This window comes from Kitasatospora sp. NPDC002551 (genome assembly GCF_040296005.1).
Taxonomy (GTDB): domain Bacteria; phylum Actinomycetota; class Actinomycetes; order Streptomycetales; family Streptomycetaceae; genus Kitasatospora.
In genome coordinates, this window is record NZ_JBEOWI010000008.1 from 159,014 (window position 1) to 185,038 (window position 26,025).

The following is a 26,025-nucleotide window of genomic DNA, read 5'->3' on the forward strand; positions in this document are numbered from 1 at the left end:
GACGCCCGGTACCCCGCTGCGGGGTACCGGGCGCCGGCGCGTCGAAGGTCCGTCAGGGGCCGCCGGGGCCGTCAGCGGGCCGTCAGGGGGTGAGGACCAGCTTGCCGAAGACGTCGCCCCCGGCCAGCCGGGCGAGCGCGTCCGCCGCCCCGGCCAGCGGAAGCACCGAGTCGATCACCGGCCGGACACCGGTGGTGGCGCAGAACGAGAGCAGCCCGGCCAGCTCCTCCTTGGTGCCCATGGTCGAGCCGACCACCTTCAGCTCCAGGAAGAAGATCCGGTTCAGCTCGGCGGCCGGCGGGTTGGGGCCCGAGGTGGCACCGGAGATGACGATCGTGCCGCCCGGGCGCAGCGACTTCACCGAGTGCGACCAGGTGGCCGCGCCGACCGTCTCCATCACCGCGTCCACCCGCTCGGGCAGCCGCGCCCCGCTCGGGAAGGCCGCGTCGGCGCCCAGTTCCACCGCCCGGGCGCGCTTGGCCTCGTCCCGGCCGGTGACCCAGACCCGCAGGCCGGCCGCCTTGCCGAGGACCACCAGCGCGGTGGACACCCCGCCGCCGGCGCCCTGCACCAGCACGGTGTCACCGGGCTTCACCCCGGCGTTGGTGAACAGCATCCGATAGGCCGTCAGCCAGGCGGTGGGCAGGCAGGCGGCCTCCTCGAAGGAGAGGCCGGCGGGCTTGGGCAGCAGGTTCCAGGTGGGGACGGCCACCTGCTGGGCGAAGGTGCCCTGGTAGCGCTCGGTCAGGATCGAGCGCGGCTCGTCCGGCCCGACCCCGTGCCCGCTCTGGCCGATCACGGAGTGCAGGACCACCTCGTTGCCGTGCTCGTCCACGCCGGCGGCGTCGCAGCCGAGGATCATCGGCAGCTTCTCGGCGGGCAGGCCGACCCCGCGCAGCGACCAGAGGTCGTGGTGGTTCAGGCTGGCGGCCCTGACCGTGACCACGCTCCAGCCCGGGTGGGCCCGCGGTTCGGGGCGTTCGCCCAACTCCAGCCCGCTCAGCGGGTCGTCGGCGTCGATTCGTGCGGCGTAGGCGGCAAACATGCCCCGGACACTAGCCAGAACGGCCCCGGCCCCGGAACAACGCGGAGCTGTGACGCGTGTCCCGGGGCCGGGAGGGAGACCGTGCGAGGACCGTTACCGGCGCGCGACACCCTCGGCGCGGGCGGCCTCGGCGACGGCCTTGCTGACGGCCGGCGCGACCCGCTCGTCGAACGGCGAGGGGATGACCTTCTGCGGCGTCAGCTCGTCGGCCACGACGCCGGCCAGCGCCTTGGCGGCGGCCAGCTTCATGCCCTCGGTGATCCGGGTGGCCCGGACCTGCAGCGCGCCGGCGAAGATGCCCGGGAAGGCCAGCACGTTGTTGATCTGGTTCGGGAAGTCGCTGCGCCCGGTGGCCACCACGGCCGCGTACTTGTGCGCGACCTCGGGGTGGATCTCCGGGTTCGGGTTGGCCATGGCGAAGACGAACGCGCCCTCGGCCATGGTCGCGACGACCTCCTCCGGCACGGTGCCGCCGGAGACGCCGATGAAGACGTCGGCGCCGGCCATCGCGTCGGCCAGACTGCCCTTGAGGCCGGTGCGGTTGGTCAGCCCGGCGATCTCCGCCTTGACGTCGGTGAGGTCCCCGCGGCCCTCGTGCACCACGCCCTTGCGGTCGCAGACGGCCACGTCGCCGATGCCGGCGGCGAGCAGCATCTTGGCGATGGCGATGCCGGCCGCGCCGGCGCCGGAGATGACCGCGCGCAGCGAGCCGATCTCCCGGCCGGTCACCTTGGCCGCGTTCCAGAGCGCGGCGGTGGTGACGATGGCGGTGCCGTGCTGGTCGTCGTGGAAGACCGGGATGTCCAGGGCATCCTGGAGCCGGCGCTCGATCTCGAAGCAGCGCGGGGCGGAGATGTCCTCCAGGTTGACGCCGCCGAAGGAGGGGGCCAGCCGGACCACGGTCTCGACGATCTCGTCGACGCCGGTGCAGGCCAGCGCGATCGGGACCGCGTCCACGCCGCCGAACTGCTTGAACAGGATCGCCTTGCCCTCCATGACGGGCAGCGAGGCCTCCGGGCCGATGTCGCCGAGGCCCAGCACGGCGGTGCCGTCGGTGACCACGGCCACCGTGTTGGACTTCCAGGTGTAGTCGTTCACCAGCTCGGGCTGCTCGGCGATGGCCGTGCAGACGCGGGCCACGCCGGGGGTGTAGGCGAGGGACAGGTCGTCCGCGTCGCGCACCGGGACGGTCGCCCTGACCTCCATCTTGCCGCCGCGGTGGAGCGCGAACACGGCGTCGACCGGATCGTCGGTGTCCTGGGTAGTGCTGTGGATGATCTCCGCTGCCACGATGACCTCTTCGTCATTGATCGAGCGAGGACACCCGGCCGACGGAGCGGACGACCCGGCCGGTTCCGGCATCCGGCGACCGGTGGCCGGTAACCGGAACCCGGGAACGCCGAAGCGTCCCCGGGAACGACTGGGTCGGGGCGCCGCCGTCGGACGGACGCCCTCGGATGAGGGTGTATGGATTTGTCTGCGTCTGGTCCGCGCTGTGCTTCCGGGCCGAGCGTAGGTCGGACGAGGGCATCGCACCCATGCCTTTTCGTCCAAGTCACATGGTTGTCGTACGCCTCACAGCCACCTGGGGCGCCAGCCGCCGTGAGAACCGGGCCCCGGCTGCGGCGATGGCACACGCGCACGCGCACCCGCAGGAGTGAACGCAGACGCGGAGGGGAGGCCGGTGCCTCGGATACGGAGTCGTCGTCCTGGACTTCCGTTCCTGCGCACCCCGGGCCTGTTGCGGCCCGGCGGTCTGGTTCGAGCGTCGGGGGTCACCCGGTACCGAATTCTGACACACCCGGCCACGGGCCGGGCAGACCGGGATGGGAGGATCCGTTCTTCCGCCATCTCGCGTACACCTCCGCGACGCCGCGGCGCCGTCCCCTCCCTCCCACAGGAGCAGAACCGATGCAGCACCACCGTGCCCCCTCCCGCCGGCCGACCGTCGCCGCGCTGGCCCTCGCCACCACCGGAGCGCTGCTGCTGAGCGGCTGCGGCGGGGACGACACGGCGGCCAAGGACCCGGTCCAGCAGATCCGGGCCAAGCTGCCGAAGGCCCAGCAGTCGGCCAAGGTGCTGCGGATCGGCATGGACGTGAACTACCCGCCGGTCGAGTTCCGGGGCGCCGACGGCAAGCCGGACGGTCTGGATCCGGACATCGCCGCGGCGCTCGGCCGGATCCTGGACCTGCGCGTCGAGTACGTCGACACCCCCTTCGACAAGCTCCTGCCCGGCCTCCAGAACAAGCAGTACGACGTGGTGATGTCCGCGCTCAGCGACATCCGCCAGCGCCGGGAGGGCGTGGACGAGAACGGCAAGTCGACCGGCCCGGCGGTGGACTTCGTCGACTACTTCATCGCCGGCACCTCGATCGTGGTCGCCAAGGGCAACCCGAAGGGCGTCCGCACCCTGGACGACCTCTGCGGCAAGACCGTCGCGGTGCAGTCCGGCACCACCCAGGACGAGATCGCCGCCCGCCAGGTCACCGCCTGCACCCGGGCCGGCAAGCCGCTCACCGTGCACGAGTTCGACACCGACGCCAAGGCGCTGGCCGAGGTCGCCGCCGGCACCGCGCACGCCGTTCTGAACGACTTCCCGGTGGCGGCCTGGGCGGCGAAGAACACCGACGGCGGCAACCGCTTCGAGGTGACCGGCGCGCAGTCCCGCTCCAACCCGTACGGGATCGCGCTGCGCAAGGAGGACACCGAGCTGCGCGACGTGCTGGCGAAGGCGGTCGACCAGCTGATCCGCAGCGGCGAGTACGACAGGATCCTCGCCAAGTGGAACGTCGCCGCGGGCGCGGCCCAGAACGCGGTGGTCAACGGGGGAATCTGAGTCCGTCCGGGCGGGGCCCGGGCGGGGCTCCGGTCAGGTGGCAGAGTGATCCGCATACTTATGCACAGGGTGACAGGGACACGGTATTCGTCCGAATAGCGGACGGCGCGGCCCCTCGTTATCCGATTTTGATCTGAATGAGGGCCACCCGACCGTCATCAGATGGCAGGATTCCCCCCATCTCGGATCGAGCCGACCACTGGTCGAGGCGGTTCGGTCAACGCCCACCTCGGCGGACGGTGGCGGAGACGCGGTACCCGGAACCACCCCTGCGCAGTTCTCCACGCCCCACCCGTACAGCGCCGTACGGCATCTGCTGCCCCGGTACGCCGCTCCCCCGCGGCGTACCCGCCCGACCTCTCCCTCAGGAGGAGATCCCCCATGATCGCCCGCACCCAGCGCACCCGCCTCCTCGCCACCGCGGCGGTGCTCGCGTCCGCGTCGCTCGTGCTGACCGCCTGCGGCAGCAGCAAGTCCTCCGACAACGGCGGGGGCGCCGGCGCCAACCCGAGCGCCAGTGTCGCCGCCGTCACCGCGGACCCGGCGCTCGCCCCGCTGGTCCCCGCCGACGTGAAGAGCGCGGGCAAGCTCGTCGTCGCCGCCGACGCCTCCTACGCGCCCAACGAGTTCAAGGACGACAAGGGCAACCTCGTCGGCCTCGACGTCGACCTCGCCGGCGCGATCGCCAAGAAGCTCGGCCTGACCGCCGACGTGCAGAACGCCGACTTCACCTCGATCATCCCGGGCATCACGGCGAAGAAGTACCAGCTCGGCATGAGCTCCTTCACCGACACCAAGGAGCGCGAGCAGACCGTCGACATGGTCACCTACTTCACCGCCGGCAGCGCCGTCGCGGTGAAGAAGGGCAACCCGGACAAGATCGACCCGAAGGACCTCTGCGGCAAGAAGGTCGCCGTCCAGACCGGCACCACCCAGGCCCAGGAGATCACCGACGTCCGCAACCCGGAGTGCGCCAAGGCGGGCAAGCCGGCCATCCCGAACGACGGCGACAAGTTCACCCTGCAGACCGACGTGACCACCGCGCTGGTCTCCGGCCGCGACCAGGTGATGATGGCCGACTCCCCGGTCGTCGACTACGCGATCAAGCAGACCAACGGCCAGCTGGAGAAGCTCGGCGAGACCTACGACAGCGCGCCCTACGGCGTCGTCGTCGACAAGGGCTCGCCGCTCGCCCAGGCCGTCCAGGGCGCCGTCCAGTCGCTGATCGCCGACGGCACCTACAAGCAGATCCTGGCGAAGTGGGGCGTCGAGGCCGGCGCGATCGAAAAGTCCGAGATCAACGCCGCCAAGAGCTGATTCCTCGCACCACCACACCCCCTGAGGCCCCAAGGTGAAATCTTCCGAACAGGGGGCGGTGAAATCGGGACGGCCTGAGACCATCAAGGCCGTCCCGGTGCGCCACCCCGGACGCTGGGCCGGAGCCGCCGTCATCGTCGTTCTCGCGGCGATGCTGCTCCACGCCCTGATCTTCAACCCCGCGTTCCAGTGGGACGTCGTCAAGGACACGCTGCAGAACGAGCAGATCCTGCGCGGCATCGTCGTGACGCTGGAGCTGACCGTACTGTCCATGCTGATGGGCGTGGCCGGCGGCGTGCTCCTCGCGATCATGCGGCTCTCGCCGAACCCGCTGCTGTCGGGGACCGCCTGGTTCTACATCTGGATCTTCCGCGGCACGCCCGTCCTGGTGCAGCTGGTGTTCTGGAACTTCCTGGGCGCCCTCTGGCCGAAGCTGTCGATCGGCATCCCCTTCGGACCCGAGCTCTGGTCCGAGTCGACCAACACCCTGATCCCCACCTTCACCGCCGCCCTGCTGGGCCTCGGCCTCAACGAGGCGGCGTACATGGCGGAGATCGTCCGCGGCGGCATCCAGTCCGTCGACGAGGGGCAGAGCGAGGCCGCCCACGCCCTCGGCATGAGCCGGGCGGCCACCCTGCGCCGGATCGTGCTCCCCCAGGCGATGCGGGTGATCATCCCGCCGACGGGCAACGAGACCATCTCGATGCTGAAGACCACCTCGCTGGTCCAGGTCATCTCGCTGTCCGAGCTGTTCACCGCCGGCCACGACATCTACTCGCGGACCTTCCAGACCATCCCGGTCCTCGTCGCGGTCAGCATCTACTACCTGATCATGACCTCGATCCTCACGGTGGGGCAGTACTACATCGAGCGGCACTACGCTCGAGGTGCGAACCGGACGCTGCCGCCCACCCCGCTCCAGCGGCTGCGGCTGCTGTTCGGCGGCAGGCCCACCCCGAAGGCCAAGAACGACGTGGTCCCCGGACTCGAGGGAGGCGGCCACGTATGACCGACCTGACCAAGACCCCTTCCGGCGCCGCCCCGGGCGCCGGCCCCATGGTGAAGGCCGAGGCCGTCCACAAGTCCTACGGCCTGGTCGAGGTGCTCAAGGGCATCGACCTGGAGGTCAAGCAGAGCGAGGTCTTCTGCCTCGTCGGCCCGTCCGGCTCCGGCAAGTCGACCTTCCTGCGCTGCATCAACCACCTGGAGAAGATCAACGGCGGCCGCCTCTGGGTGGACGGCGACCTGGTCGGCTACCAGCAGCGGGGCGACAAGCTCTACGAGCTCAAGGACCGCGAGGTGGCGCTCAAGCGGCGCGACATCGGCATGGTCTTCCAGCGTTTCAACCTCTTCCCGCACATGACCGCGGTGGAGAACGTCATGGAGGCGCCGCTCCAGGTCAAGCGGGAGTCCAAGGCGGCGGCGAAGGAGCACGCCATGGCCCTGCTGGAGCGGGTCGGCCTGGCCGACAAGGCCGGGAACTACCCCTCCCAGCTCTCCGGCGGCCAGCAGCAGCGGGTGGCCATCGCCCGGGCGCTCGCCATGAAGCCCAAGCTGATGCTGTTCGACGAGCCGACCTCGGCGCTCGACCCCGAGCTGGTCGGCGAGGTGCTCGACGTCATGCGCGGGCTGGCCGACGAGGGGATGACCATGATCGTGGTCACCCACGAGATGGGCTTCGCCCGCGAGGTGGGCGACGCGCTGGTCTTCATGGACGGCGGCGTGGTCGTCGAGTCCGGCAATCCCCGCGACGTCCTCACCAACCCCCAGCACGAGCGCACCCGCGCGTTCCTCTCCAAGGTGCTCTGAGGGTGCCCTGAGAGTGCTCCGGGCCCGGTGCTCCGAACCGCACCGCCCCACGGCGCCCGGCAGGCCGGTCCTGCCGGGCGCCGGCGCTTTCCCGCTTTCGCCCTCCGGGTAATAGGCTGGAGGCGATCAGCCCGTTACCGATCTCTGGAAGGACCACCGTGGAGCTCGCCTCGTACGCCGATCTGGCCGTCCGGCTGGTGAACACCGAGGAACCCGGGCGCGGCACCGACTCGCTGACCTCGGTGGAGGCGGTGCGCGGCCTGTTCTCGGACGCCGCCCGGGCCCGCGACCTGGCCGACGAGTCCGACCTGCCCCGGCTGCGGGCCGTCCGCACCCGGCTGCGCGGGGTCTTCGAGGCCGCCGCCGAGGGCGAGGAGGTCCGCAGCGTCGACCTGCTGAACAGCCTGCTGATGGAGTTCCCGGTCAGCCCGCTGGTCTCCGGGCACGACTACCTCGACGAGGCCGGCCGGCCCCGCTGGCACCTGCACCTCGCCGACAACTCCCCCACCGCCACCGCGCACTTCAGCGCCGTGGCCTGCATGGGCCTGGCCGTGCACCTGACCGAGCTGGGCGCCGACCGGCTCGGCATCTGCCAGGCCGCGCCCTGCCGCAACGCCTACCTGGACACCTCCACCAACCGGTCGCGCCGGTACTGCTCGGACCGCTGCGCGACCCGCGCCAACGTCGCCGCCTACCGCGCCCGCAAACGCCTGGAGGCCGCGGCCGCGGCCGGCGGCGCGGAAGGTTAGGGCGCGCCCCGCAGTTCCTCCGGGCGGACCCAGACGCCGAGGCGGCGGGCCAGCCCGGGGACCCTGGCGAGCGGCCCGGAGAGCAGCAGCCGCTCCAGCCGGCGGCCGGGCGCCAGCCAGGCCGGGCGCGGGCGCAGCCGCAGCAGCACCCGGCCGAGCACCAGCTCGTCCGGCACCGCGCCGTAGCTGCGGCTGTCGCTGTCCACCGGCCGGTTGTCGGAGAGCAGCCACCAGCCCTTGGGGCGCCGCCCGTCGGCGCGCTTGACCACCAGCAGGTTCTGCTGGAACGGGTGGCGGAAGACCACCACCGCGCCGGGCCGGATCCGCGCGCCGTACCGCACCAGGAGCTGGTCACCGTCACGCAGGGTCGGCACCATCGAGTCCCCCGCCACGTCGATCAGCCCGAACGGCGCGCCGCCCGCCGGGGGCCCCTCCTCCGCTTCCGCGCTCCGTGCCACGACTCCTCCTCCCGGACCGCGTCCCACCGCGTCCCGCTGTCGCACACCAGTCTGCCGCACCGGACACCGCCCGCCGATGTCCGGAATCACCCGGTTCCGGCTCCGCCTTTTGCCCTAGGCCCGCCGCCCGACCGAGAAACCGCAGGGCCCGAAGGGTAATCTCGGGCGCGGGAAGACGATCTAAGGAAGGACTCCCATGTTCTCTCGTCTGTTTGCACCGCGCGCCACCGCCCACGCCCACTGCGACCTGCCCTGCGGTGTGTACGACCCGGCCCAGGCCCGCCTTGAGGCCGAGTCCGTGAAGGCCACCCAGGAGAAGTACCAGGCCAACGAGGACGCGCACTTCCGCGCCCGCGCCATCATCATCAAGGAGCAGCGCGCCGAGGCCGTCAAGCACCACATCTCGGTGCTGTGGAGCGACTACTTCAAGGCCCCGCACTTCGAGAAGTACCCGCAGCTGCACCAGCTGATCAACGACACCCTGAAGGCCGCCTCGGCCGCCAAGGCGTCCACCGACCCGGCCACCGGCCAGGCGCTGCTCGACCTCATCGCCGAGGTCGACAAGATCTTCTGGGAGACCAAGCAGGGCTGATCCCCGCTCACTCCATCTTTCGAGCGCCCCCCGTCCGCACGCCGGACGGGGGGCGCTCGTGTGGTCCCGGCCGCAGTGCTCTCACCCGCTCGCCTCCGGGGCGCTCGGGGCGGGGCGGTAAGGGATGCCTGCCCTTGGCGCTTGTTATGCTGCCAGGGCGTCCCGAGGGGGAAGCCGGTGAGAATCCGGCGCTGACCCGCAACGGTAAACGGTGCCCCGCGCCCGTGAGCCCGATCGCCCGAGGACGCCGACCTCCCGACAACTCGCCGTGGACTGCGAGGGGATGGCGCCCCGGCACACCCGCGCCCGGGCGTGCCGCCCCGTGCCGTGCGCGGCCCGAGGCAAGGCGCGCCCACCAGTGAGCAGCACCGCGACCGCACCGGCCACCGCCGCGGCCCCACCGGGCCCGCGCCGAACACCCGCGGTCCCGCTGGCCGCCGCCCTCGCCCTGGCGCTGCTGGTCTCCCTGGTCTGCGCCGTCGCGGTCGGCTCCTCCGGACTCGGCTGGAGCCAGGTCCTGCGGCTGCTGCGCGCCGGACTGACGGGCGGCCGGCTGGAGGCCGACGAGGCCGCCGCCTACGCGATCGTCTGGGAGATCCGGCTGCCGCGCGCCGTCCTGGCCGCGGTGGTCGGCGCCGGACTCGCCGCCACCGGGGTCGCCGTCCAGGCGATGGTCCGCAACGCGCTCGCCGACCCCTTCGTGCTGGGCATCTCCTCCGGTGCCTCGGTCGGCGCCAACGCCGTGCTGATGCTGGGCGCCTTCGCCTCGCTCGGCGTCTGGGCGCTGTCCGCCTCCGCCTTCGCCGCCGCCCTGCTCGCCATGGTGCTGGTCTACCTGACGGCCCGTACCGCCCACGGGCTCACCCCGCTGCGACTGGTGCTCACCGGCACCGCGATGTCCTACGGCTTCTCCGCGCTGACGGCGCTGATGGTCTTCGCCGCCGCCCGCGGCGAGGCCGCCCGCTCCGCGATGATGTGGCTGCTCGGCAGCCTCGGCGGGGCGACCTGGGGCTCGGTGCCGATCGCCGCCGTCACCGTGCTGGCCGGTCTGGCGTACCTGGCCTGCGCCGCCGGGCGGCTGGACGCGCTGGCGATGGGCGACGAGACGGCCGCCTCGCTCGGCGTGGACCCGGACCGGCTGCGCCGCGAGCTGTTCGTGGTCACCGCGGCCGTCACCGGCACCGTGGTCGCGGTCAGCGGGGCGATCGGCTTCGTCGGACTGATGGTCCCGCACCTGGTGCGGATGCTGGTCGGCGCCGGCCACCGCCGGGTGCTGCTGGTCGCGCCGCTCGCCGGAGCGCTGCTGCTGGTCTGGGTGGACATCGTCTCCCGCACCCTGCTGGCGCCCGCCGAGCTGCCGGTCGGCGTGGTCACCGCGGCCCTCGGGGTGCCCTGCTTCTTGCTGCTGATGCGCCGTCGCGGCTACTCCTTCGGAGGTGGCCGGTGACCGCCCTCCCCACCGCCGCCCTCCCCACCGCCGCCCTGGACCTCGCCGTCGACGGGGTCTCGGTCGACCTGGCCGGCGTCCGGCTGGTGCACGACGTCACGCTGACCGCCGCCGCCGGCCAGGTGGTCGGCCTGATCGGCCCGAACGGCAGCGGCAAGTCCACCCTGCTGCGCTGCGTCTACCGGGCGCTGCGGCCCGCCGCCGGCGCCGTCCTGCTGGGCGGCGACGAGTTGCACGCGCTCGCCCCGCGCGAGGCCGCCCGCCGGGTGGCGGCGCTGCCGCAGGAGCACTCCGCCGAGTTCGACTTCACGGTGGCCGAGGTGGTCGGCATGGGCCGGCTGCCGCACCGGCGCGGCGCCCTGGCCGGGCCGTCCGCCGGGGACGCGGACCGCTGCGCCGAGGCGCTGCGCCGGGTCGGCGCCGCGCACCTGGCCGCCCGGGGCTTCCTGAGCCTGTCCGGCGGCGAGAAGCAGCGGGTGCTGATCGCCCGCGCACTCGTCCAGGAGCCCCGGGTGCTGGTCCTCGACGAGCCCACCAACCACCTGGACATCGCCCACCAGCTGGAGGTGCTGGCACTCGTCCGGGAGGCCGGGCCGACGGTGCTCACCGCGCTGCACGACCTCAACCTGGCCGCCGGGCACTGCGATCTGCTCTACGTGGTCGCGGACGGCCGGATCGTCGCCTCCGGGCCGCCCGCCGAGGTGCTCGAACCCGGGCTGCTGGCCGAGGTGTTCAGGGTCCGCGCGACGCCCGTGCGGCACCCGGTCACCGGCGCCCTCCAGCTCCTCCTCGACCGCCTGCCGTAGCCCCCCGTCCCCGTCCTTCCGCTCGCCCCTTCCCCGAGGACCTCCCATGCGCACCAAGGCCGTTGCCGCCGCCCTGCTCGCCCTCGCGCTCACCGGCTGCGGCGCCGAGATCGCCCCGCGCGGCGACGGCGCCGCCACCGCCTCCGCCCACTACCCGGTGACCGTGGAGAACTGCGGCACCAAGGTCACCTTCAAGGAGAAGCCGGCCCGCACGGTGACCAACGACGTCGGCATCACCGAACTGATGTTCGCGCTCGGCCTGGAGGACCGGATGGCCGGCTACGTGATGCCGGACGACAAGGGCCGGGTGGACCGGGTCGCCTGGAAGGACGCCTACCAGCGCGCGACCTGGCTCTCCAAGGACCGGATCACCAAGGAGATCGCGCTGGAGGCCAGGGCCGACCTGGTCTTCGCCGGCTGGCACTACGGCTTCGACGAGGGCGCCGGCTTCACCCCGCAGACGCTGTCCGGCCTGGGCATCGGCTCCTACGTGCTCAGCGAGTCCTGCCGCAGCGGCAAGGGCCCGGAGCGCGGGGTGATGTCCCCGCTCGACGCGCTCTACACCGACCTGGCCAACCTGGGCGAGATCTTCGACGTCCGGGACCGGGCCGACCGGCTGATCGCCGACTTCAGGGCGCAGATCGCCGCCGTCCCCGAGCCCGCGCACCGGCCGGGCGTCTTCCTGTACGACAGCGGCGAGGACAAGCCGTACACCTCGGGCCGGTTCGCCGCCCCGGAGGAGATCATCGCCAAGGCCGGCGGGCGCAACGTGATGGGCGACGTCGCCGACTCCTGGACCACGGTGGGCTGGGAGAGCGTGGTCCAGCGCGACCCCGAGGTGATCGTGATCAACAACTACGGCACCCCGGACGCCGGGGCGAAGCGGAAGTTCCTGAAGTCCTTCCCGCCGCTGGCCGGCGTCTCGGCCGTCCGCAACGACCGGATCTTCGTCCTCGACTACGTCGACCTGGTCGAGAGCCCGCGCAACCCGGCCGCGATCACCGCTCTGGCCGCCTACCTGCGGACCGTCCCGGCGCCCTGAGCCCGGGGGCCGTCCCACCGCCGTCCGCACCGCCCCGCGGCCGGTTCCGACCGGCGTACGCTCAACAGTACGAGCCGACGGAACCGACCGGAGGAGCGAGAACATGACCACCATGGCCGCACCGTCCGCCTTCGACGTCCGGGCCCTGCGCGAGGGCATCGAGCGCGCCGACGCCCGGGCCCTGCTGGCGCTCTACGCGGACGACGCCGAACTGCGCGTGGTCGACCGCAAGACCCAGCCCAGCCACCCGCTGGTGATGCACGGCCGGGACGAGATCGGCGCGATGCTGGACGACCTCTACGGCCGCGAGATGAGCCACACCCTGGAACAGGTGGTGGTCCAGGAGGACCGCCTCGCCTTCCTGGAGTCCTGCCGGTACCCGGACGGGGTCCGGGTGCTGGTCAGCTCCACCGCCGCGCTGCGCGACGGCCGGATCGTCGACCAGACCTCCGTCCAGGCCTGGGACGAGAACGAACCCGCCCAGTAGGCTCGGGACCATGATCCGCACCACCGTTCCCACCGACGTCCCCGTCATCCACGCCATGATCCGCGAGCTCGCGGAGTACGAGAAGGCCGCCCACGAGGCGGTCGCGACCGAGGAGCAGCTGCACGACGCGCTGTTCGGCGCCACCCCGGCGCTGTTCGGCCTGGTCGCCGAGGACGGCACCACCGGCGAGCCGGTCGGCTTCGCGCTCTGGTTCCTCAACTTCTCGACCTGGCGCGGCACCCACGGGGTCTACCTGGAGGACCTGTACGTCCGCCCGCAGGCCCGCGGCGGCGGCCACGGCAAGGCGCTGCTGCTGGAACTGGCCCGGATCGCCGTCGAGCGCGGCTACTCCCGGATGGAGTGGTCGGTGCTGGACTGGAACACCCCGTCGATCAACTTCTACAAGTCGCTCGGCGCCGTGCCGATGGACGGCTGGAGCGTCTACCGCCTCACCGGGGACGCCCTCACCGCCGCCGGCACCCGCTGAGACCGGCGCGCGGACGGCGCGCGCCGGAGGCGTGCGGAGGCGGCGTTCGAACCACTGCCACCCTGCGTCGCGATGCCTTACCATGAGTGACTCCCGCACCGGGGCAGGAACGCGGTAACGTCTCGGGCGGACGGCGGCGTCCGGCCACCCCCCGAGGGGTATGACCAGTACGTACCGCACCACCCCTCTGGACAGTTGGGGCGAAGCAGTTGAGCCAAGCAACAGACAGTGCCGCGGCCACCGGCCCGGAAGCACAGCGCGTCACCCAGGAGGTGAGGGTGTCCCAGATCGACGGCGAGCCCGGAGTGCAGGACTTCGTGGAGGTCCGGCTGCCCGCGGCCGGGGCCTATCTCTCGGTCCTTCGGACGGCCACGGCCGGCCTCGCGGCCCGGCTGGACTTCACCCTGGACGAGATCGAGGACCTGCGCATCGCGGTCGACGAGGCCTGCGCCATCCTCCTCCAGCAGGCCGTTCCCGGCTCGGTGCTCTCCTGCGAGTTCCGGCTGGTCGGCGACTCCCTGAAGGTGATCGTCTCGGCGCCCACCACCGACGGCCGGGCGCCGGAGCGGGACACCTTCGCCTGGACGGTGCTCTCCGCGCTCGCGGGCGAGGTCGAATCGGCGGTCGCCGAGGACAGGACCGTGTCGATCAGCCTGCACAAGAAGCGCGGCGGCTCCGCCGCCCACTAGAACCGCCGCACCGACGCGGCAGCAGCACCGAACAAGGGCCGTCCGCCCGGCACCACCGGGCCGGACGGACGGCTCCCGGTACCGCCCGACCGGCGGTACGACCAACGAGACGAACCGGGGCCGACCGCCCCGGTGCTCCCGGAACGGAACGGGGGAATGGCCGTGAGTGATCTGGACCGTACCGGCCTCGCGACGGCGGGCCCTGCCGTACCGACCCAGGCGAGCGTTCCCGGCCTCGCCGCCAACGACGAAGCGCACCCGAAGGACGCCCACCGGATGAGCCAGCCGACCGAGCCGACGCCCCAGTCGTCGCCCGATCAGTCGCCCCCGCCCGTGCCCTCGGCCTCGGACCTCCCGGACGCCGAACGCCCGGACGAGGAGCCGGACGGCGGCGCCCCGGGCACCGGCCCGGAGGGCGAGGACGCCGCCGGGGCGGCGGAGGCGCTGCGCGCGGCGGTGCCCGCCCAGGGCCCGCAGCGCACCGGCGCACCGGACCGCGAGGCGGCCCGGGCCCTGTTCGTGCGGCTCTCGGCACTGCCCGAGGGCTCCCCGGAGCGCGTCGAACTGCGCAACCAGCTGGTGCGCATGCACATCCCGCTGGTCGAGCACCTCGCCCGGCGCTTCCGCAACCGGGGCGAGCCGCTGGACGACCTCACCCAGGTCGCCACCATCGGGCTGATCAAGTCGGTGGACCGGTTCGACCACGAGCGCGGGGTCGAGTTCTCCACCTACGCGACGCCGACCATCGTCGGCGAGATCAAGCGGCACTTCCGGGACAAGGGCTGGGCGGTCCGGGTGCCGCGCCGGCTCCAGGAGCTGCGGCTGTCGCTGACCACGGCGACCAGCGAGCTCTCCCAGCGGCACGGCCGCTCCCCCACGGTGCACGAGCTCGCCGAGCACCTGGGGATCTCCGAGGAGGACGTCCTGGAGGGCCTGGAGTCCGCCAACGCGTACTCCACGCTGTCGCTGGACGTGCCGGACAGCGACGACGAGTCGCCGGCCGTCGCGGACACCCTGGGCGCCACCGACGAGGCGCTGGAGGGCGTCGAGTACCGCGAGTCGCTCAAGCCGCTGCTCGCCCAACTGCCGCCCCGCGAGCAGAAGATCCTGGTGCTGCGGTTCTTCCGGAACATGACGCAGTCGCAGATCGCCGCCGAGGTGGGCATCTCGCAGATGCACGTCTCCCGGCTGCTCGCCCGGACGCTGGCGCAGCTGCGGGAGAAGCTCCTGGTGGAGGAGTAACCGGAGGAACGGCGCAGACGACCGACGGCCGCTCAGCGGCGGCCGTCGGGTCGTGGAGAAGTGGTGGAAGGCGGTGGCCCTCCGCGCTCAGCCCTCGTGCGGAGCGTAGAGGGCCGCCGTCGCCTTCGGGCTGAGCAGCGCGCCGATGCCGACCAGGCCCAGCAGGCCGACGACCACGCCGACACCGGCCATCGCCCCGCCGCTCTGCCACATGTAGTACGCGACCGGCAGGCAGATCGAGTTGGTCAGCACGGCGGGGCTGCGGCCCCAGCGGCGGGTCTTCAGCAGTGCCCGGGCGGCCAGGATCGGCAGCACGCCGAGCAGCACGATCACCAGGCCGCCGAACTCGTTCAGGGCGAGCTGCTTGGACTGGCCGGACAGGGCGGCGACCATGTCCCAGACGCCGACGACGGCCAGCACGGCGCCCTCCACGGCGGTGATGGCGGCGCCCAGGGTGAGGGCGGCCGGCCGGCCGGCGCCGGGCGCGGGTACGGGTGCGGAGGATTCTGCGGTCACTCCAGCAGGGTAGCCGCCGGTTGGTCCGTACCGACCCGTAGGCTGGGCCCATGCGCGCTCTCCTGGTCGTCAATCCGAAAGCGACCACCACCAGCGGTCGCACCAGGGACGTCCTGATCCACGCCCTGCGCAGCGACCTCAAGCTGGAGGTGGCGCAGACCGAGTACCGCGGCCACGCGCGCGATCTGGCCCGCGAGGCCGTCGAGGACGGCGCGGTCGACCTGGTGGTGGCGCTGGGCGGTGACGGCACCGTCAACGAGGTGGTCAACGGGCTGCTCTCGCACGGCCCTGGCGACCGGGTCCCGCGCCTCGCGGTGGTCCCCGGCGGTTCGACCAACGTGTTCGCCCGCGCCCTGGGCCTGCCGAACGACCCGGTGGAGGCCACCGGCGCCCTGCTGAACGCGCTGGAGCACCGGAGCGAGCGGCCGATCGGGCTGGGCAAGGCGATGACCGAGGGGCTGCCGGACCGCTGGTTCACCTTCACCGCCGGCCTCGGCTTCGACGCCGGCGTGGTCGGCCGGGTCGAGGAGCAGCGCCGGGCGGGGCGCAAGTCCACGCACGCGCTCTACGTCACCCAGGCGCTCCGGCACTTCGTCACCCAACGTGAGCAGCGCAGATCAGGCCCGGTCTCGCTGGCGCTCGCGGGCCGCGAGCCGGTGCCGGGCCTGGTGCTGGCGATAGTCAGCAACACCTCGCCGTGGACGTTCCTGGGCAACCGCCCCGTCTACCCCTCGCCGCGCGCCTCCTTCGACGCGGATCTCGATGTCTTCGGCATCACCCGGATGACGGCGTTCGGCACCGCTCGAACGGTCCGTCAGATCCTGCGGTCGCACGGTCCTTCGAGCGACGGGGGCACTCCGGACGGCCCTTCCGGGAAGCATGTCGTCTCCTATCACGACGTCCGGCACTTCACCTTGGTTTCGGAGGAACCGGTCCCGTTCCAGGTCGACGGGGACCACCTTGGATCCAGGAGTCGCGTCAGTTTCACAGGCGTACGGCGGGCACTGCGTGTGATTGTGTGACTAGAAGGGCCGTTCCTCCTTCTTCTCGAACGCACAAGCCCCCTTCACTCCATAGAAGTACCGGCTGTGAGCTAGGCGACACCGAAGAATCCAAAATTCCTCCCTGAAGGGGGTTGTATCCGGGCCCGAGGTTTGCGAACCTCTACATGGCGATCGGGACACATCGCAGCGACGGCAACCCTCGAAACCTGGGGGGCCGACCGCGGGGTGTCCCTCGAATCGCCGAATCCCTCCCCAGCACAGACCTCCCGGGCCCGATGGGCCTTTGGTCTCTTTTGCTGTTGCGGGATTCGTGAAAGCGTTCACATTCACAAGGACCATCGATGTGCCGACCGGGCAACCCCCGCCGGCAGGAGGAGTTGGACGACCATGGACTGGCGCCACCGCGCTGTCTGCCGCGAAGAGGACCCGGAGCTGTTCTTCCCGATCGGGAACACCGGTCCTGCTCTGCTGCAGATCGAGGAAGCCAAGGCCGTGTGCCGCCGCTGTCCGGTCATGGAGCAGTGCCTCCAGTGGGCCCTCGAGACCGGCCAGGACGCCGGCGTCTGGGGCGGCATGAGCGAGGACGAGCGCCGCGCCATGAAGCGTCGTGCCGCCCGCAACCGCGCCCGCACCGCCTGATCACACGCCGTAGTACCAGCAGTAACCGTAGAACCGATCAACACATGATCACAGGCTTCCCCTGCACCTCCTGGTGAAGCCTTCCGTACAAAGGGCCTTGATCGACGAGGTCCCGCGACACCGGCCCGCCCAGCCACTTGATACTGTTCACTTAGAGCAATATCGTGGAGCTGTGGCGCTCACCGTGTGCAACGCACCGGCTTGTGTCGCACCACCCAGAGCCCCCGTTCCGGCCGACTCCCCCCGACGGCCGGAACGGGTTGAGAGGCCCTGTCGACCCACCCCCCCCGGTCGACAGGGCCTCGTTTCTGTTTCTGCCGCCGGACTTCCGCCACCGAGTAGAGGTGGTGAAGGAGCGTACGGCCGGCGCTCGCACCGGACGTACGCCCCCCGCACGCTTCAGCGCACCGGGATCTCCAGGACCACCTTGGTGCCGCCGTCCGGCCCGGCCACCATGTCGAAGGTGCCGCCCAGCTCCCCGGTGGCCAGGGTCCGGACGATCTGCAGCCCGAGGTTGCCGGCCTGCTGCGGGTCGAAGCCCTCGGGCATGCCCCTGCCGTCGTCCTGCACCGTGATCAGCAGGTACTCCTCCGGTCTGGCCCCGCCGTTCCAGCTGTCCGACCAGCCCATGCCGGTGGCCGGCGCCCGCCCGCGCAGCGCGCTGACCTCCAGATTGCCGGAGGCGCTCGGACCGAACGCGTGTTCCAGCGCGTTCTGCAGCAGCTCGGTCAGCACCATCGCCAGCGGGGTGGCCACCTCGGCGGACAGGATGCCGAAGCTGCCGCTGCGGCGGGTCGCCACCCGGCCGTCCTGGGACAGCTCCATCACCATCGCCAGCACCCGGTCGGCGATCTCGTCGAAGGCCACCTGCTCGTCCAGCGCCTGGGAGAGCGTCTCGTGCACGATCGCGATCGAGCCGACCCGGCGCACCGCCTCGTCCAGGGCGGCGCGGCCGGATTCCGAGTCCATCCGGCGGGACTGCAGGCGCAGCAGCGCGGCGACGGTCTGCAGGTTGTTCTTCACCCGGTGGTGGATCTCCCGGATGGTGGCGTCCTTGGTCATCAGCTCGCGGTCGCGCCGGCGCAGCTCGGTGACGTCCCGGCAGAGCACCAGGGAGCCGGTCAGGGTGCCCTTGGGCTTGAGCGGGATGGCCCGCAGGGTGACCACGCCGCCCTGGGCCTCGATCTCGGTCTGCCGGGGGGCCCAGCCGCTGGCCAGCTTCACCAGCGCCTCGTGCACGGCGGCCCGGGAGGGCGGGGCGAGGTCGGCGGTGGTCCGGCCGAGGTGGCTGCCGACCAGGTCGGTGGTGAGGCCGAGCCGGTGGTAGGCGGAGAGCGCGTTGGGGCTGGCGTAGGTGACGGTGCCGTCGGCGTCCAGGCGGATCAGGCCGTCACCGACCCGCGGTGCGGCGTCCATGTCGGCCTGCTCGACGCCGGGGTAGGGGAAGGTGCCGGCGGCGATCATCTGGGCGAGGTCGGAGGCACTCTGCAGGTAGGTGAGCTCCAGCCGGCTGGGGGTGCGCACGGTCAGCAGGTTGGTGTTGCGGGCGATCACGCCGAGCACCTTGCCCTCGCGCCGCACCGGGATGGACTCGACCCGGACCGGCACCTCCTCACGCCACTCCGGGTCGCCCTCGCGCACGATCCGCCCCTCGTCGTAGGCGGCGTCCAGCAGCGGGCGGCGGCCGCGCGGGACGAGGTGGCCGACCATGTCGTCCTGGTAGGAGGTGGGGCCGGTGTTGGGGCGCATCTGGGCGACCGAGACGTACCGGATGCCGTCCCAGGTGGGGATCCAGAGCACCAGGTCGGCGAAGGAGAGGTCGGAGAGCAGCTGCCACTCCGAGACCAGCATGTGCAGCCACTCCACATCGGCACCGGTCAGGGTGGTGTGGCGGCGGACGAGTTCGTTCAGCGAGGGCACAGGGCGAGCGTAGCTCCAGGGGGGCTCGGACGGGCCCCGCGCACCCCCCGACCGGCGGCTCCGCCCACCCCTCCCCCATGTTGTCCAGACCAATTTTCGGGGAGGCCTGGACAACCCAGATTGGTCTAGTCCACAATGAAGGGGCACCAAGGAGAGGCACCCGCGCAACTGCCCTGACCGCGCGATGCCCCTCCTCGGTCGGACGCCGCCGAACGAGGACCCCGCACAGTTCTCGATCGTCACCGGCGCCCGACGACAGCTCCGGGCCGCGGAGCCGCATGGGTTGAGGGTCCCGTGTCGGCACCGTGGCCCGAAGTGCTTTCCGGCCCCGTTTCCGGGCCCGCTCCAGGACTCGACAACGCCCGAGCCCCCGTCCACAGGCTGTGGACGGGGGCTCGGGCGTTGCCGGGGGCGCGTCAGTGGGTCTCGGTGACCTTGGCGAGCGCGCGGGGGGCGTCCGGGTCCTGGCCGCGGGCGATGGTGACCTCGTAGGCCAGCAGCTGCAGCGGCAGGATCTCCAGGATCGGCTGCACCTCCTCGGGCACGCCGGCCGGCAGCGCGAAGCCCGCCGAGGCGGCCTCCACCTGCGCCTGCTGGCCGACCACGACCAGGTCGGCGCCGCGGCCGCGCAGGCGGTCGAGGACCGGCTGCAGGGCCTCGCCGCCCTTGCCGTCCGGGACGATCGCGATGACCGGGGAGACGTTGTCGACCATGGCCAGCGGGCCGTGCAGCAGGTCGGCGCCGGAGAACGGGGAGGCCGGGATGTAGGTGGTCTCCATCAGCTTCAGCGCCGCCTCGCGGGCGGTCGGGTAGCCGTAGCCGCGCGAGGTGATGACCAGGCGCTGGGCGAAGCGGTAGCGCTCGGCCAGGGCCTTGACCTCGCCCTGGCGGGCCAGGACGCCGGCGGCCAGCTCCGGCAGGCCCTTGGCGGCCGCGCCGTCGCCGCCGCGCAGGCCCTCGACCAGCAGGTAGAGGGCGAGCAGCTCGGCGGTGTAGGTCTTGGTGGCGGGCAGCGCCTTCTCCGGGCCGGCCAGCACGTCGATGTGGAACTCGGAGACCTCGGCCAGCGGCGAGCCGGCGTTGTTGGTGACCGCCAGGGTGATGGCACCGGCCTCACGGGCCGCCTTGGTGGAGGCGACGAGGTCCGGCGAGCCGCCCGACTGGCTGACGGTGATCACCAGCACGTCGGTCAGGTCCGGCTTGGCGCCGTAGGCGGTGGTGGTGGACATCGAGGTCAGGCCGGCCGGCTTGCCCAGCAGGATCTCGATGAGGTACTTGGCGTACAGCGCCGCGTTGTCCGAGGTACCGCGCGCGGTCAGGAGGACGAACCGCGGGTTGCGGGCGGCGATCCGGGACGCGATCTCGAAGATCTTGGGAGCGCCCTCGTCGAGGATGCGCTGCAGGACGGCCGGCTGCTCGGCCATCTCCGCCGCCATGATCCGGCCTGGGACGGTCTGCGTGTCGGACATCGTGGGTGGGCCTCCGATGAGATGGTTCCACCCCGACCGGACGGGAATGCCCGGCGGGGACCTCTACGGCGGCGAGTCCGCACACTCGCTGCGGTGAATGCTGCGGCAATCCTACGGGGGCCGTCCGCCCTGGGCACATCCGAGGAGGGCCTTCGGGCAGGTCCCGGGGCCCCGGCGGTGCGCGGAGCCCCTCCCGGCGGTGCGGGGAGGGGCTCCGGCGTCCCGGGGCGGCGGCGGCTCAGCCCGCCTTGTTGATCAGCTGGTCGATGGCGGCGTCGGCCTCCTTGGTGGCCTGGTCCACCGGCTTGCCCTTGAGGATGGCGTTCAGCATGTCGGGCAGGATCTTCTGCTTCTCCACCAGGCCCCAGCCGGGGGCCAGCGGCGTGAACCAGGCGTCCGGCACCGCGTTGGCCGCGGCGGCGGTGGCCGGCTTGTTCTTCAGCGGGTTCAGCTGGGTGAGGTTGTTCGGCAGGATGTCCTTGTCGGCCAGCGCCTGCTCGGACTTGGCGCTGGTGAACATCCGGACCCAGTCGGTCGCGAGGTCCACCGAGGGCGACTTCGCGGTGACGCCGAGGGCCGAGCCGCCGATGAAGGTCGGCAGCGGCTTGCCGTTCGGGCCGGGCATGGTGGCGACCTTGACCGAGTCCTTGAGGCTCGGGTCGCCGGTGACCGGCGCGGCGACGCTGGACGCCTCGTAGCCGTTGCCGTAGAAGGACGCCGCGTGGCCGCGGGCCATCGCCTCGTACTGGTTCTGCTCGTTCTGCGACAGGTCGCCCTTGTTGTACTTGCGCACCAGTTCGACGAAGTGGTTGATGCCCTGCTGGGACTTGGGGTCGCTCAGCGTGCCGTGCCAGGTGCCGCCGCTGTCGAAGCGGGCGATGGCGCCGCCGTACGCCGAGACGTAGCTCATCGCGGCGTACCAGTACGGGCCGGGCAGGTAGAGCGGGGAGAAGGTCCGGTCGGCCTTGTTCTTGTCCGCGATCTTGTCGAGCGCCGCACGCAGCTCGTCCTCGGTCTTGGGGAACTCGGCGCTGCCGGTGGCCTGCTGGAAGGCCGCGGAGTTGTAGATGGCGACCCGCGCGCCCGCGTAGTAGGGCACGCACCAGAGCTTGTCCTGGTAGGTGCAGGTGTTGGCGAGCGCCTTGATCCAGGTGTCGGAGTTGTCGAAGCTGCTGCGCTCCACCGGGGCCAGCGCGCCGGACAGCACGTACTTCATGGTCTCGGTGTTGCCGAGCTCGACCACGTCCGGGGCGGCGCCGTCGGCGATCGCCTTGTCGAGCTTGGCCACCTTGTCGGCCCAGCCCTGGTAGGCGAGCTTGAGGGTCGCCTTCGGGTACTTGGCGGCGAACTCGTCGTTCACCCGCTGGACGAGGTCGGGCCAGTTCTTCTGGGCGTCGTCCATCAGCCAGACCGTGACGGTGCCGGTCGCGTTCTGCGGGTCCGCCGAGGCGGTCTTGGTGCCGTCCGACGACGAGCCGCCCGACGAACACGCCGTCAGCCCGACGGCCAGGGCCATGATGCCGACCGTCGCCATGAACCGACGCTTTCTCACGCCATCCTCCGAGGGTGTTGGGGAGCCTGTGCCCGCCGGCAGCGCGCTGGTGCCCGACAGGACGGTGTCCGGGGAGGGGCGGCGAAGAGCTTAGGGGTGGGCCAATACCACATCCGGGCAAATTGAAATTCGAACCGGATGGACTGGAGCCTGGCCTAGACCACAGTTGGTGTCAACGCCAAATGGCCTGGCGGCCATGGCCGTTGCAGACCTGTTGTACCGCGTGGCGATCAGTCGCCCGACGGTGACCCTATGTAGAACTTAAGGCTGCCTTAAGGGCGATTTGAGGGAACATCGTCAGGTCGGGAAACCGCAGGTCACACGGCGTCATAAAGCCGTGGAAACAGAGCGGGCCCGCCATGCGCCATGCGCATGACGGGCCCGCTGGGCGGATGCCTCCCGGCACCCGGTGTCACGGTCCGACGTGGACTCAGCCGATCGCCCCCGGCTGTCCGGTGAGCACCTCGACGGCGGCCAGCCCGCAGACCCGGGCGGCGCCGTGGGTGGCGATGTACAGCGCGCCCACCGGCTCGGACTGCGGCAGGCCCATCTCGACCACCGCGGCGTCCGGACGGGCCGCCACCAGGCGGGCCAGCGCGGCCGCCATCCACTCGTGCCGGTGCGCGTCGCGGACCACCAGCACCAGGCGGCGGTCGGCGGCACCGGCCAGCACCTCGGACACCAGCGCGTCCAGCGCCCCGGCCTCGGCGATCTCCGGGCCGACCTCGCGGGTCCGGGTGCCCGGGAAGCGGTCGGCCAGCATGCCGGCCACGCCCCACGGGGTGACGTCGCCGACGGCGATGTTCGGCTCGGCGGAGAACGAGGCCACGAACGGGCGCTCGGTCACCGGCAGGGGCTCGTGGCCCGGCGCGCGGACCACGCGCAGCGCCCGGCGGGCGGCCCGCAGGCCGACCGCGAGGTCCGCCTCCGGCCGCTCGCCCTGGGCGGCGATCCGGCCCCAGCTGCCGAGCGCGCGCACCCGGGCGGCCGCGTCGGCGAGCCGCTCCTCCGGGAGCCGGCCGGACTGCACGCCCGCCACGATGGCGTCGCGCAGCATCAGCACGGTGTCCTCGTCGGCCAGGCCGCCGCCCACGCAGATCGCGTCCGCGCCGGCCGCCAGGGCCAGCACGGTGCCCTCGCCCATGCCGAAGGTGTCGGCGATGGCGCCCATCTCGATGGCGTCGCTGACGATCAGGCCCTGGTAGCCCAGGCCGCCGTCCTCGGGGGCCGCGCGCAGCAGGTCGCGCAGCACGGTGGGGCTGAGCGTGGCGGGCAGCCTGGGGTCGAGCGCCGGGATCATGATGTGGGCCGTCATCACGGCCTTGGTCCCGGCGGCGATCGCGGCCTGGAACGGGATCAGGTCGCGGGCGCGCAGCACGTCCAGGTCGACGTCGATGACCGGCAGGCCGTGGTGCGAGTCGACGGCGGTGTCGCCGTGGCCCGGGAAGTGCTTGGAGCAGGCCGCGACACCGGCCGACTGCAGGCCCTCCACCCAGGCGGCGGTGTGCCGGGCGCACAGCTCCGGGTCGGCGCCGAAGGAGCGCACGCCGATGACCGGGTTGCGCGGGTTGGAGTTGACGTCCGCGGTGGGCGCCCAGTTGTAGTTCACGCCGGCCGCGGCCAGCGCGCGGCCCAGCTCGCGGGCCACGTCGCGGGTCAGCGCCGGGTCGTCGATGGCGCCGAGGGCGAGGTTGCCCGGCCAGGACGAGCCGGAGCCCGCCTCCAGCCGGGTGACGTCGCCGGACTCCTCGTCGATGGCGATCAGCAGGTCGGGGTTCTCGGCCCGCAGCGCGGCGGTGAGCGCGGCGAGCTGGCCGAGGTCGGCCACGTTGCGGTCGAACAGCGCGACCGAGCCGAGGCCGGCCGCCAGGTGGCGGCGCAGCCACTCCGGCGGCTCGGTGCCGACGAAGCCGGGCTGCAGGACGGTCAGCGCGTCACGGTGCAGCTGGTCGGAGGCCGGGAGGGTGGGAACGAGGATACTCACGGGGGATCAGCCCTTCACGGCGCCGTCGGTGAGGCCACCGACCGCCTTGCGCTGCAGGAAGACGAACAGGATCAGCACCGGGAGGGCGAACAGCGTCGACGCCGCCATCGTGGCGCCCCAGTCGTTGCCGAAGGCGGTCTGGAAGGAGGACAGCCACAGCGGCAGGGTCTGGCCGTCGGTCTTGTTGATGATCAGGACGAGGGGGAACTCGTTCCAGGCCGTGATGAAGCCGAACAGCGAGGTGGACATCAGGCCCGGCGCCAGCAGCGGGAAGATCACCTTCACGAAGGCCTGGGTGCGGGTGCAGCCGTCGACCATCGCCGACTCCTCCAGCTCCTTCGGCACCGCGGCGATGAAGCCGCGCAGCGTCCAGATGGTGAAGGGCAGCACCATCATCATGTAGAAGGCGGTGAGCGGGACGAGGCTGTTCAGCATCTCGTTGTCGCGGGAGATCAGGTAGACCGCGATGGTCATGACCTCCCAGGGCGCCATCTGGGCGGCCATGATGACCAGGACGAAGGTCTTGCGGCCGCGGAACCTCATCCGGGCGATGGCGAAGGACGCCAGGGTCGCGATCACCAGCGAGATCGCCACCGCGAGGACCGTGACGATGAAGCTGTTGGCGGTGTACGTCCAGAACTTCGGCACGTTGACCGCGGTCTTGAAGTGCTCCAGGGTCGCTTCGAACGGGATGAACACCGGCGTCTTGCTGACGATGTCCTTCGTCGGCTTGAAGGCCGTGCTGATCATCCAGTAGACGGGGAACGCGAAGAAGACGAAGAGGACGACCGCGATGACGTTCGGCCAGGTGCGTCCGATGAGCGAGCGCCTCACAGCTCGTCCTCCTGCTTCAGAATGATCCGGAAGTAGTACGCCATCAGGACGCCCAGGATCAGGATGGTGAGCACCGCGATCGCGGCACCGGTGCCGTAGTGCTGGCGGCCGGAGCCCTCCAGGAACGCGTGGATGGGGAGGGTGCGGGTGAGCCCGTCGGGGCCTCCGGCCTTGATCGCGTAGATCTGGGTGAAGGCCTTGAAGATCCAGATGACCTCAAGGAAGGTCGTGGCCAGGAAGAACGGCTTCAGATTGGGGAACATCACCGCGGTGAAGATCTTGACCGGGCCGGCGCCGTCCATCCGGGCCGCCTCGTAGAGCTCCTTCGGGATGGTGGTCAGCGCCGCGTACATGTTGAACGCCACGAACGGGATCGAGCCCCAGACCAGCAGCAGCAGGATCACGAAGAAGGTCGAGTACTGGGTGCCGGTCCAGTTGTAGGCGGCCATCGAGTGCCAGCCCAGGGTGTCCAGCAGCCAGTTGACCACACCGAAGTTGGTCTCGAAGAGCCAGGTGTAGACGGTGGTCGAGGCGACCACCGGCATCGCCCAGGCGAGCAGCAGTCCGATCGACAGCAGCAGCCGCATCTTCTTGCCGAGGCGGTTGAGCAGCAGGCCGACCAGCGCGCCGCCCACCATGATCAGGAAGACGTTGAGCGCCGTGAAGGCGACCGACCGGCCGGTGACCGACCAGAACTCCGGGTCGGACAGCTGCTCGGTGTAGTTCTCGAAGCCGTTCCACTCCGTCAGGTGCTGAACGAGCTGGCGCGCGTTCAGGTTCTGGAACGACACCAGGACGGTCTTCAGCAGCGGCCAGCCCAACAGGCCCAGGGTGGCCACGGTGGCCGGCAGGAGCAGCAGGTACGGCGCGAACCGGGAGCCCAGGCTCCGGCCGTCCGCCGGTCTGGCGCTCTTCTTCGGGGTGCCGGAGCCGCCACCGCGCGCGGCACCCGTCTCAATAGTGGCCACAGCGCCCTTCCCTGAATCCGGGGACTGTGTCTGCACCCGCTCCGAATGCACAGCCATCGTTCTCTCTTCCTAACAACCCGACCACGACGGACGGGCGCCGCCCACCGGCCCCCCGCCGGGAGCCGGTGAGC

25 protein-coding genes and 1 riboswitch are annotated in these 26,025 nt (G+C 71.7%); of the genes, 15 read left to right on the top strand and 10 right to left on the bottom strand.

The window, feature by feature from the left end; translation table 11 throughout:
• Window positions 1-82: 82 nt before the first annotated feature.
• Complete coding sequence (locus ABT093_RS10965; RefSeq protein WP_350562712.1) at window positions 83-1,045, bottom strand: zinc-binding dehydrogenase; 963 nt, start codon at window positions 1,043-1,045, stop codon at window positions 83-85.
• Window positions 1,046-1,138: 93 nt separating this feature from the next.
• Window positions 1,139-2,335: an NAD(P)-dependent malic enzyme gene (locus ABT093_RS10970; RefSeq protein ID WP_350562714.1), complete on the bottom strand. Its 1,197-nt coding sequence runs from the start codon at window positions 2,333-2,335 to the stop codon at window positions 1,139-1,141.
• A gap of 621 nt (window positions 2,336-2,956) precedes the next feature.
• Here ABT093_RS10970 and ABT093_RS10975 point away from each other — a divergent pair.
• From ABT093_RS10975 to ABT093_RS10995, 5 genes are all read left to right on the top strand, one after another.
• Complete coding sequence (locus ABT093_RS10975) at window positions 2,957-3,883, top strand: ABC transporter substrate-binding protein (RefSeq protein WP_350562716.1); 927 nt, start codon at window positions 2,957-2,959, stop codon at window positions 3,881-3,883.
• A 381-nt stretch (window positions 3,884-4,264) separates the two neighbouring features.
• On the top strand, window positions 4,265-5,200 hold the full coding sequence (locus tag ABT093_RS10980) for an ABC transporter substrate-binding protein (protein ID WP_350562718.1): 936 nt from the start codon (window positions 4,265-4,267) through the stop codon (window positions 5,198-5,200).
• A gap of 97 nt (window positions 5,201-5,297) precedes the next feature.
• The gene (locus ABT093_RS10985) at window positions 5,298-6,209 is read left to right on the top strand and encodes an amino acid ABC transporter permease (protein WP_350562720.1); all 912 of its coding nucleotides are present in this window, start codon (window positions 5,298-5,300) and stop codon (window positions 6,207-6,209) included.
• A complete protein-coding gene (locus ABT093_RS10990; RefSeq protein ID WP_502884190.1) occupies window positions 6,206-7,009 on the top strand; it encodes an amino acid ABC transporter ATP-binding protein in 804 nt (267 codons plus the stop codon). The genes ABT093_RS10985 and ABT093_RS10990 overlap by 4 nt, the downstream gene beginning before the upstream one ends.
• Before the next feature lie 158 nt (window positions 7,010-7,167).
• Window positions 7,168-7,758 (top strand): CGNR zinc finger domain-containing protein, encoded by a 591-nt coding sequence (locus ABT093_RS10995; protein ID WP_350562722.1) that lies wholly within the window; start codon window positions 7,168-7,170, stop codon window positions 7,756-7,758.
• On the opposite strand, the gene sodX is transcribed toward ABT093_RS10995, so the two are convergent.
• Entirely contained in the window at window positions 7,755-8,216 is a 462-nt protein-coding gene (gene sodX / locus ABT093_RS11000; RefSeq protein ID WP_350562724.1) for a nickel-type superoxide dismutase maturation protease, read from the bottom strand. The genes ABT093_RS10995 and sodX overlap by 4 nt on opposite strands.
• 196 nt (window positions 8,217-8,412) lie before the next feature.
• On the opposite strand from sodX, the gene sodN reads away from it, so the two are divergent.
• The 8 genes from sodN (at window position 8,413) to ABT093_RS11040 (ending at window position 15,008) form a co-directional block, all read left to right on the top strand.
• Window positions 8,413-8,808 carry a superoxide dismutase, Ni gene (gene sodN, locus ABT093_RS11005; protein ID WP_350562726.1) on the top strand — a complete coding sequence of 132 codons (396 nt, stop codon included), beginning with the start codon at window positions 8,413-8,415 and terminating at the stop codon, window positions 8,806-8,808.
• Between the two features lie 124 nt (window positions 8,809-8,932).
• A riboswitch (cobalamin riboswitch) is annotated at window positions 8,933-9,060 on the top strand.
• Between the two features lie 106 nt (window positions 9,061-9,166).
• Window positions 9,167-10,255, top strand: coding sequence for a FecCD family ABC transporter permease (locus ABT093_RS11010; RefSeq protein ID WP_502884191.1), 1,089 nt, complete (start codon window positions 9,167-9,169; stop codon window positions 10,253-10,255).
• 35 nt (window positions 10,256-10,290) lie between these two features.
• Window positions 10,291-11,061, top strand: a complete 771-nt coding sequence (locus tag ABT093_RS11015; RefSeq protein WP_350562805.1) for an ABC transporter ATP-binding protein — start codon at window positions 10,291-10,293, stop codon at window positions 11,059-11,061.
• Between the two features lie 46 nt (window positions 11,062-11,107).
• Window positions 11,108-12,103, top strand: coding sequence for an ABC transporter substrate-binding protein (locus tag ABT093_RS11020; protein WP_350562728.1), 996 nt, complete (start codon window positions 11,108-11,110; stop codon window positions 12,101-12,103).
• Window positions 12,104-12,206: 103 nt separating this feature from the next.
• On the top strand, window positions 12,207-12,590 hold the full coding sequence (locus ABT093_RS11025; protein ID WP_350562730.1) for a nuclear transport factor 2 family protein: 384 nt from the start codon (window positions 12,207-12,209) through the stop codon (window positions 12,588-12,590).
• Between the two features lie 10 nt (window positions 12,591-12,600).
• Window positions 12,601-13,077, top strand: coding sequence for a GNAT family N-acetyltransferase (locus ABT093_RS11030; RefSeq protein ID WP_350562732.1), 477 nt, complete (start codon window positions 12,601-12,603; stop codon window positions 13,075-13,077).
• Window positions 13,078-13,355: 278 nt separating this feature from the next.
• Complete coding sequence (locus ABT093_RS11035) at window positions 13,356-13,766, top strand: ATP-binding protein (protein ID WP_350562734.1); 411 nt, start codon at window positions 13,356-13,358, stop codon at window positions 13,764-13,766.
• Between the two features lie 162 nt (window positions 13,767-13,928).
• Window positions 13,929-15,008 carry an RNA polymerase sigma factor SigF gene (locus ABT093_RS11040; protein WP_350562736.1) on the top strand — a complete coding sequence of 360 codons (1,080 nt, stop codon included), beginning with the start codon at window positions 13,929-13,931 and terminating at the stop codon, window positions 15,006-15,008.
• A gap of 87 nt (window positions 15,009-15,095) precedes the next feature.
• Here ABT093_RS11040 and ABT093_RS11045 read toward each other — a convergent pair whose 3' ends face one another.
• On the bottom strand, window positions 15,096-15,524 hold the full coding sequence (locus ABT093_RS11045) for a hypothetical protein (RefSeq protein ID WP_350562738.1): 429 nt from the start codon (window positions 15,522-15,524) through the stop codon (window positions 15,096-15,098).
• A 50-nt stretch (window positions 15,525-15,574) separates the two neighbouring features.
• On the opposite strand from ABT093_RS11045, the gene ABT093_RS11050 reads away from it, so the two are divergent.
• Both ABT093_RS11050 and ABT093_RS11055 read left to right on the top strand, forming a co-directional pair.
• The gene (locus ABT093_RS11050; RefSeq protein WP_350562740.1) at window positions 15,575-16,546 is read left to right on the top strand and encodes a diacylglycerol/lipid kinase family protein; all 972 of its coding nucleotides are present in this window, start codon (window positions 15,575-15,577) and stop codon (window positions 16,544-16,546) included.
• A gap of 369 nt (window positions 16,547-16,915) precedes the next feature.
• Window positions 16,916-17,167, top strand: coding sequence for a WhiB family transcriptional regulator (locus ABT093_RS11055; protein WP_014138019.1), 252 nt, complete (start codon window positions 16,916-16,918; stop codon window positions 17,165-17,167).
• A gap of 399 nt (window positions 17,168-17,566) precedes the next feature.
• On the opposite strand, the gene ABT093_RS11060 is transcribed toward ABT093_RS11055, so the two are convergent.
• From ABT093_RS11060 to ABT093_RS11085, 6 genes are all read right to left on the bottom strand, one after another.
• On the bottom strand, window positions 17,567-19,087 hold the full coding sequence (locus ABT093_RS11060; protein WP_350562742.1) for a sensor histidine kinase: 1,521 nt from the start codon (window positions 19,085-19,087) through the stop codon (window positions 17,567-17,569).
• 416 nt (window positions 19,088-19,503) lie between these two features.
• The gene (locus ABT093_RS11065; RefSeq protein ID WP_350562744.1) at window positions 19,504-20,556 is read right to left on the bottom strand and encodes an SIS domain-containing protein; all 1,053 of its coding nucleotides are present in this window, start codon (window positions 20,554-20,556) and stop codon (window positions 19,504-19,506) included.
• Between the two features lie 238 nt (window positions 20,557-20,794).
• The gene (locus ABT093_RS11070) at window positions 20,795-22,090 is read right to left on the bottom strand and encodes an extracellular solute-binding protein (RefSeq protein ID WP_350562807.1); all 1,296 of its coding nucleotides are present in this window, start codon (window positions 22,088-22,090) and stop codon (window positions 20,795-20,797) included.
• A 448-nt stretch (window positions 22,091-22,538) separates the two neighbouring features.
• The gene (locus ABT093_RS11075) at window positions 22,539-24,092 is read right to left on the bottom strand and encodes a glycoside hydrolase family 3 protein (RefSeq protein WP_350562746.1); all 1,554 of its coding nucleotides are present in this window, start codon (window positions 24,090-24,092) and stop codon (window positions 22,539-22,541) included.
• Window positions 24,093-24,098: 6 nt separating this feature from the next.
• On the bottom strand, window positions 24,099-24,926 hold the full coding sequence (locus ABT093_RS11080) for a carbohydrate ABC transporter permease (RefSeq protein ID WP_350562748.1): 828 nt from the start codon (window positions 24,924-24,926) through the stop codon (window positions 24,099-24,101).
• Window positions 24,923-25,951: a carbohydrate ABC transporter permease gene (locus ABT093_RS11085; protein ID WP_502884192.1), complete on the bottom strand. Its 1,029-nt coding sequence runs from the start codon at window positions 25,949-25,951 to the stop codon at window positions 24,923-24,925. The genes ABT093_RS11080 and ABT093_RS11085 overlap by 4 nt, the downstream gene beginning before the upstream one ends.
• Window positions 25,952-26,025 lie beyond the last annotated feature (74 nt).

Bases quoted from the DNA above. Each gene is read 5' to 3' on its own strand.
- ABT093_RS10965 (WP_350562712.1), bottom strand. From the start codon at position 1,045: ATGTTTGCCGCCTACGCCGCACGAATCGACGCCGACGACCCGCTGAGC.
- ABT093_RS10975 (WP_350562716.1), top strand. From the start codon at position 2,957: ATGCAGCACCACCGTGCCCCCTCCCGCCGGCCGACCGTCGCCGCGCTG.
- ABT093_RS10980 (WP_350562718.1), top strand. From the start codon at position 4,265: ATGATCGCCCGCACCCAGCGCACCCGCCTCCTCGCCACCGCGGCGGTG.
- ABT093_RS10990 (WP_502884190.1), top strand. From the start codon at position 6,206: ATGACCGACCTGACCAAGACCCCTTCCGGCGCCGCCCCGGGCGCCGGC.
- sodN (WP_350562726.1), top strand. From the start codon at position 8,413: ATGTTCTCTCGTCTGTTTGCACCGCGCGCCACCGCCCACGCCCACTGC.
- ABT093_RS11020 (WP_350562728.1), top strand. From the start codon at position 11,108: ATGCGCACCAAGGCCGTTGCCGCCGCCCTGCTCGCCCTCGCGCTCACC.
- ABT093_RS11025 (WP_350562730.1), top strand. From the start codon at position 12,207: ATGACCACCATGGCCGCACCGTCCGCCTTCGACGTCCGGGCCCTGCGC.
- ABT093_RS11030 (WP_350562732.1), top strand. From the start codon at position 12,601: ATGATCCGCACCACCGTTCCCACCGACGTCCCCGTCATCCACGCCATG.
- ABT093_RS11050 (WP_350562740.1), top strand. From the start codon at position 15,575: ATGCGCGCTCTCCTGGTCGTCAATCCGAAAGCGACCACCACCAGCGGT.
- ABT093_RS11055 (WP_014138019.1), top strand. From the start codon at position 16,916: ATGGACTGGCGCCACCGCGCTGTCTGCCGCGAAGAGGACCCGGAGCTG.
- ABT093_RS11065 (WP_350562744.1), bottom strand. From the start codon at position 20,556: ATGTCCGACACGCAGACCGTCCCAGGCCGGATCATGGCGGCGGAGATG.
- ABT093_RS11070 (WP_350562807.1), bottom strand. From the start codon at position 22,090: ATGGCGACGGTCGGCATCATGGCCCTGGCCGTCGGGCTGACGGCGTGT.
- ABT093_RS11085 (WP_502884192.1), bottom strand. From the start codon at position 25,951: ATGGCTGTGCATTCGGAGCGGGTGCAGACACAGTCCCCGGATTCAGGG.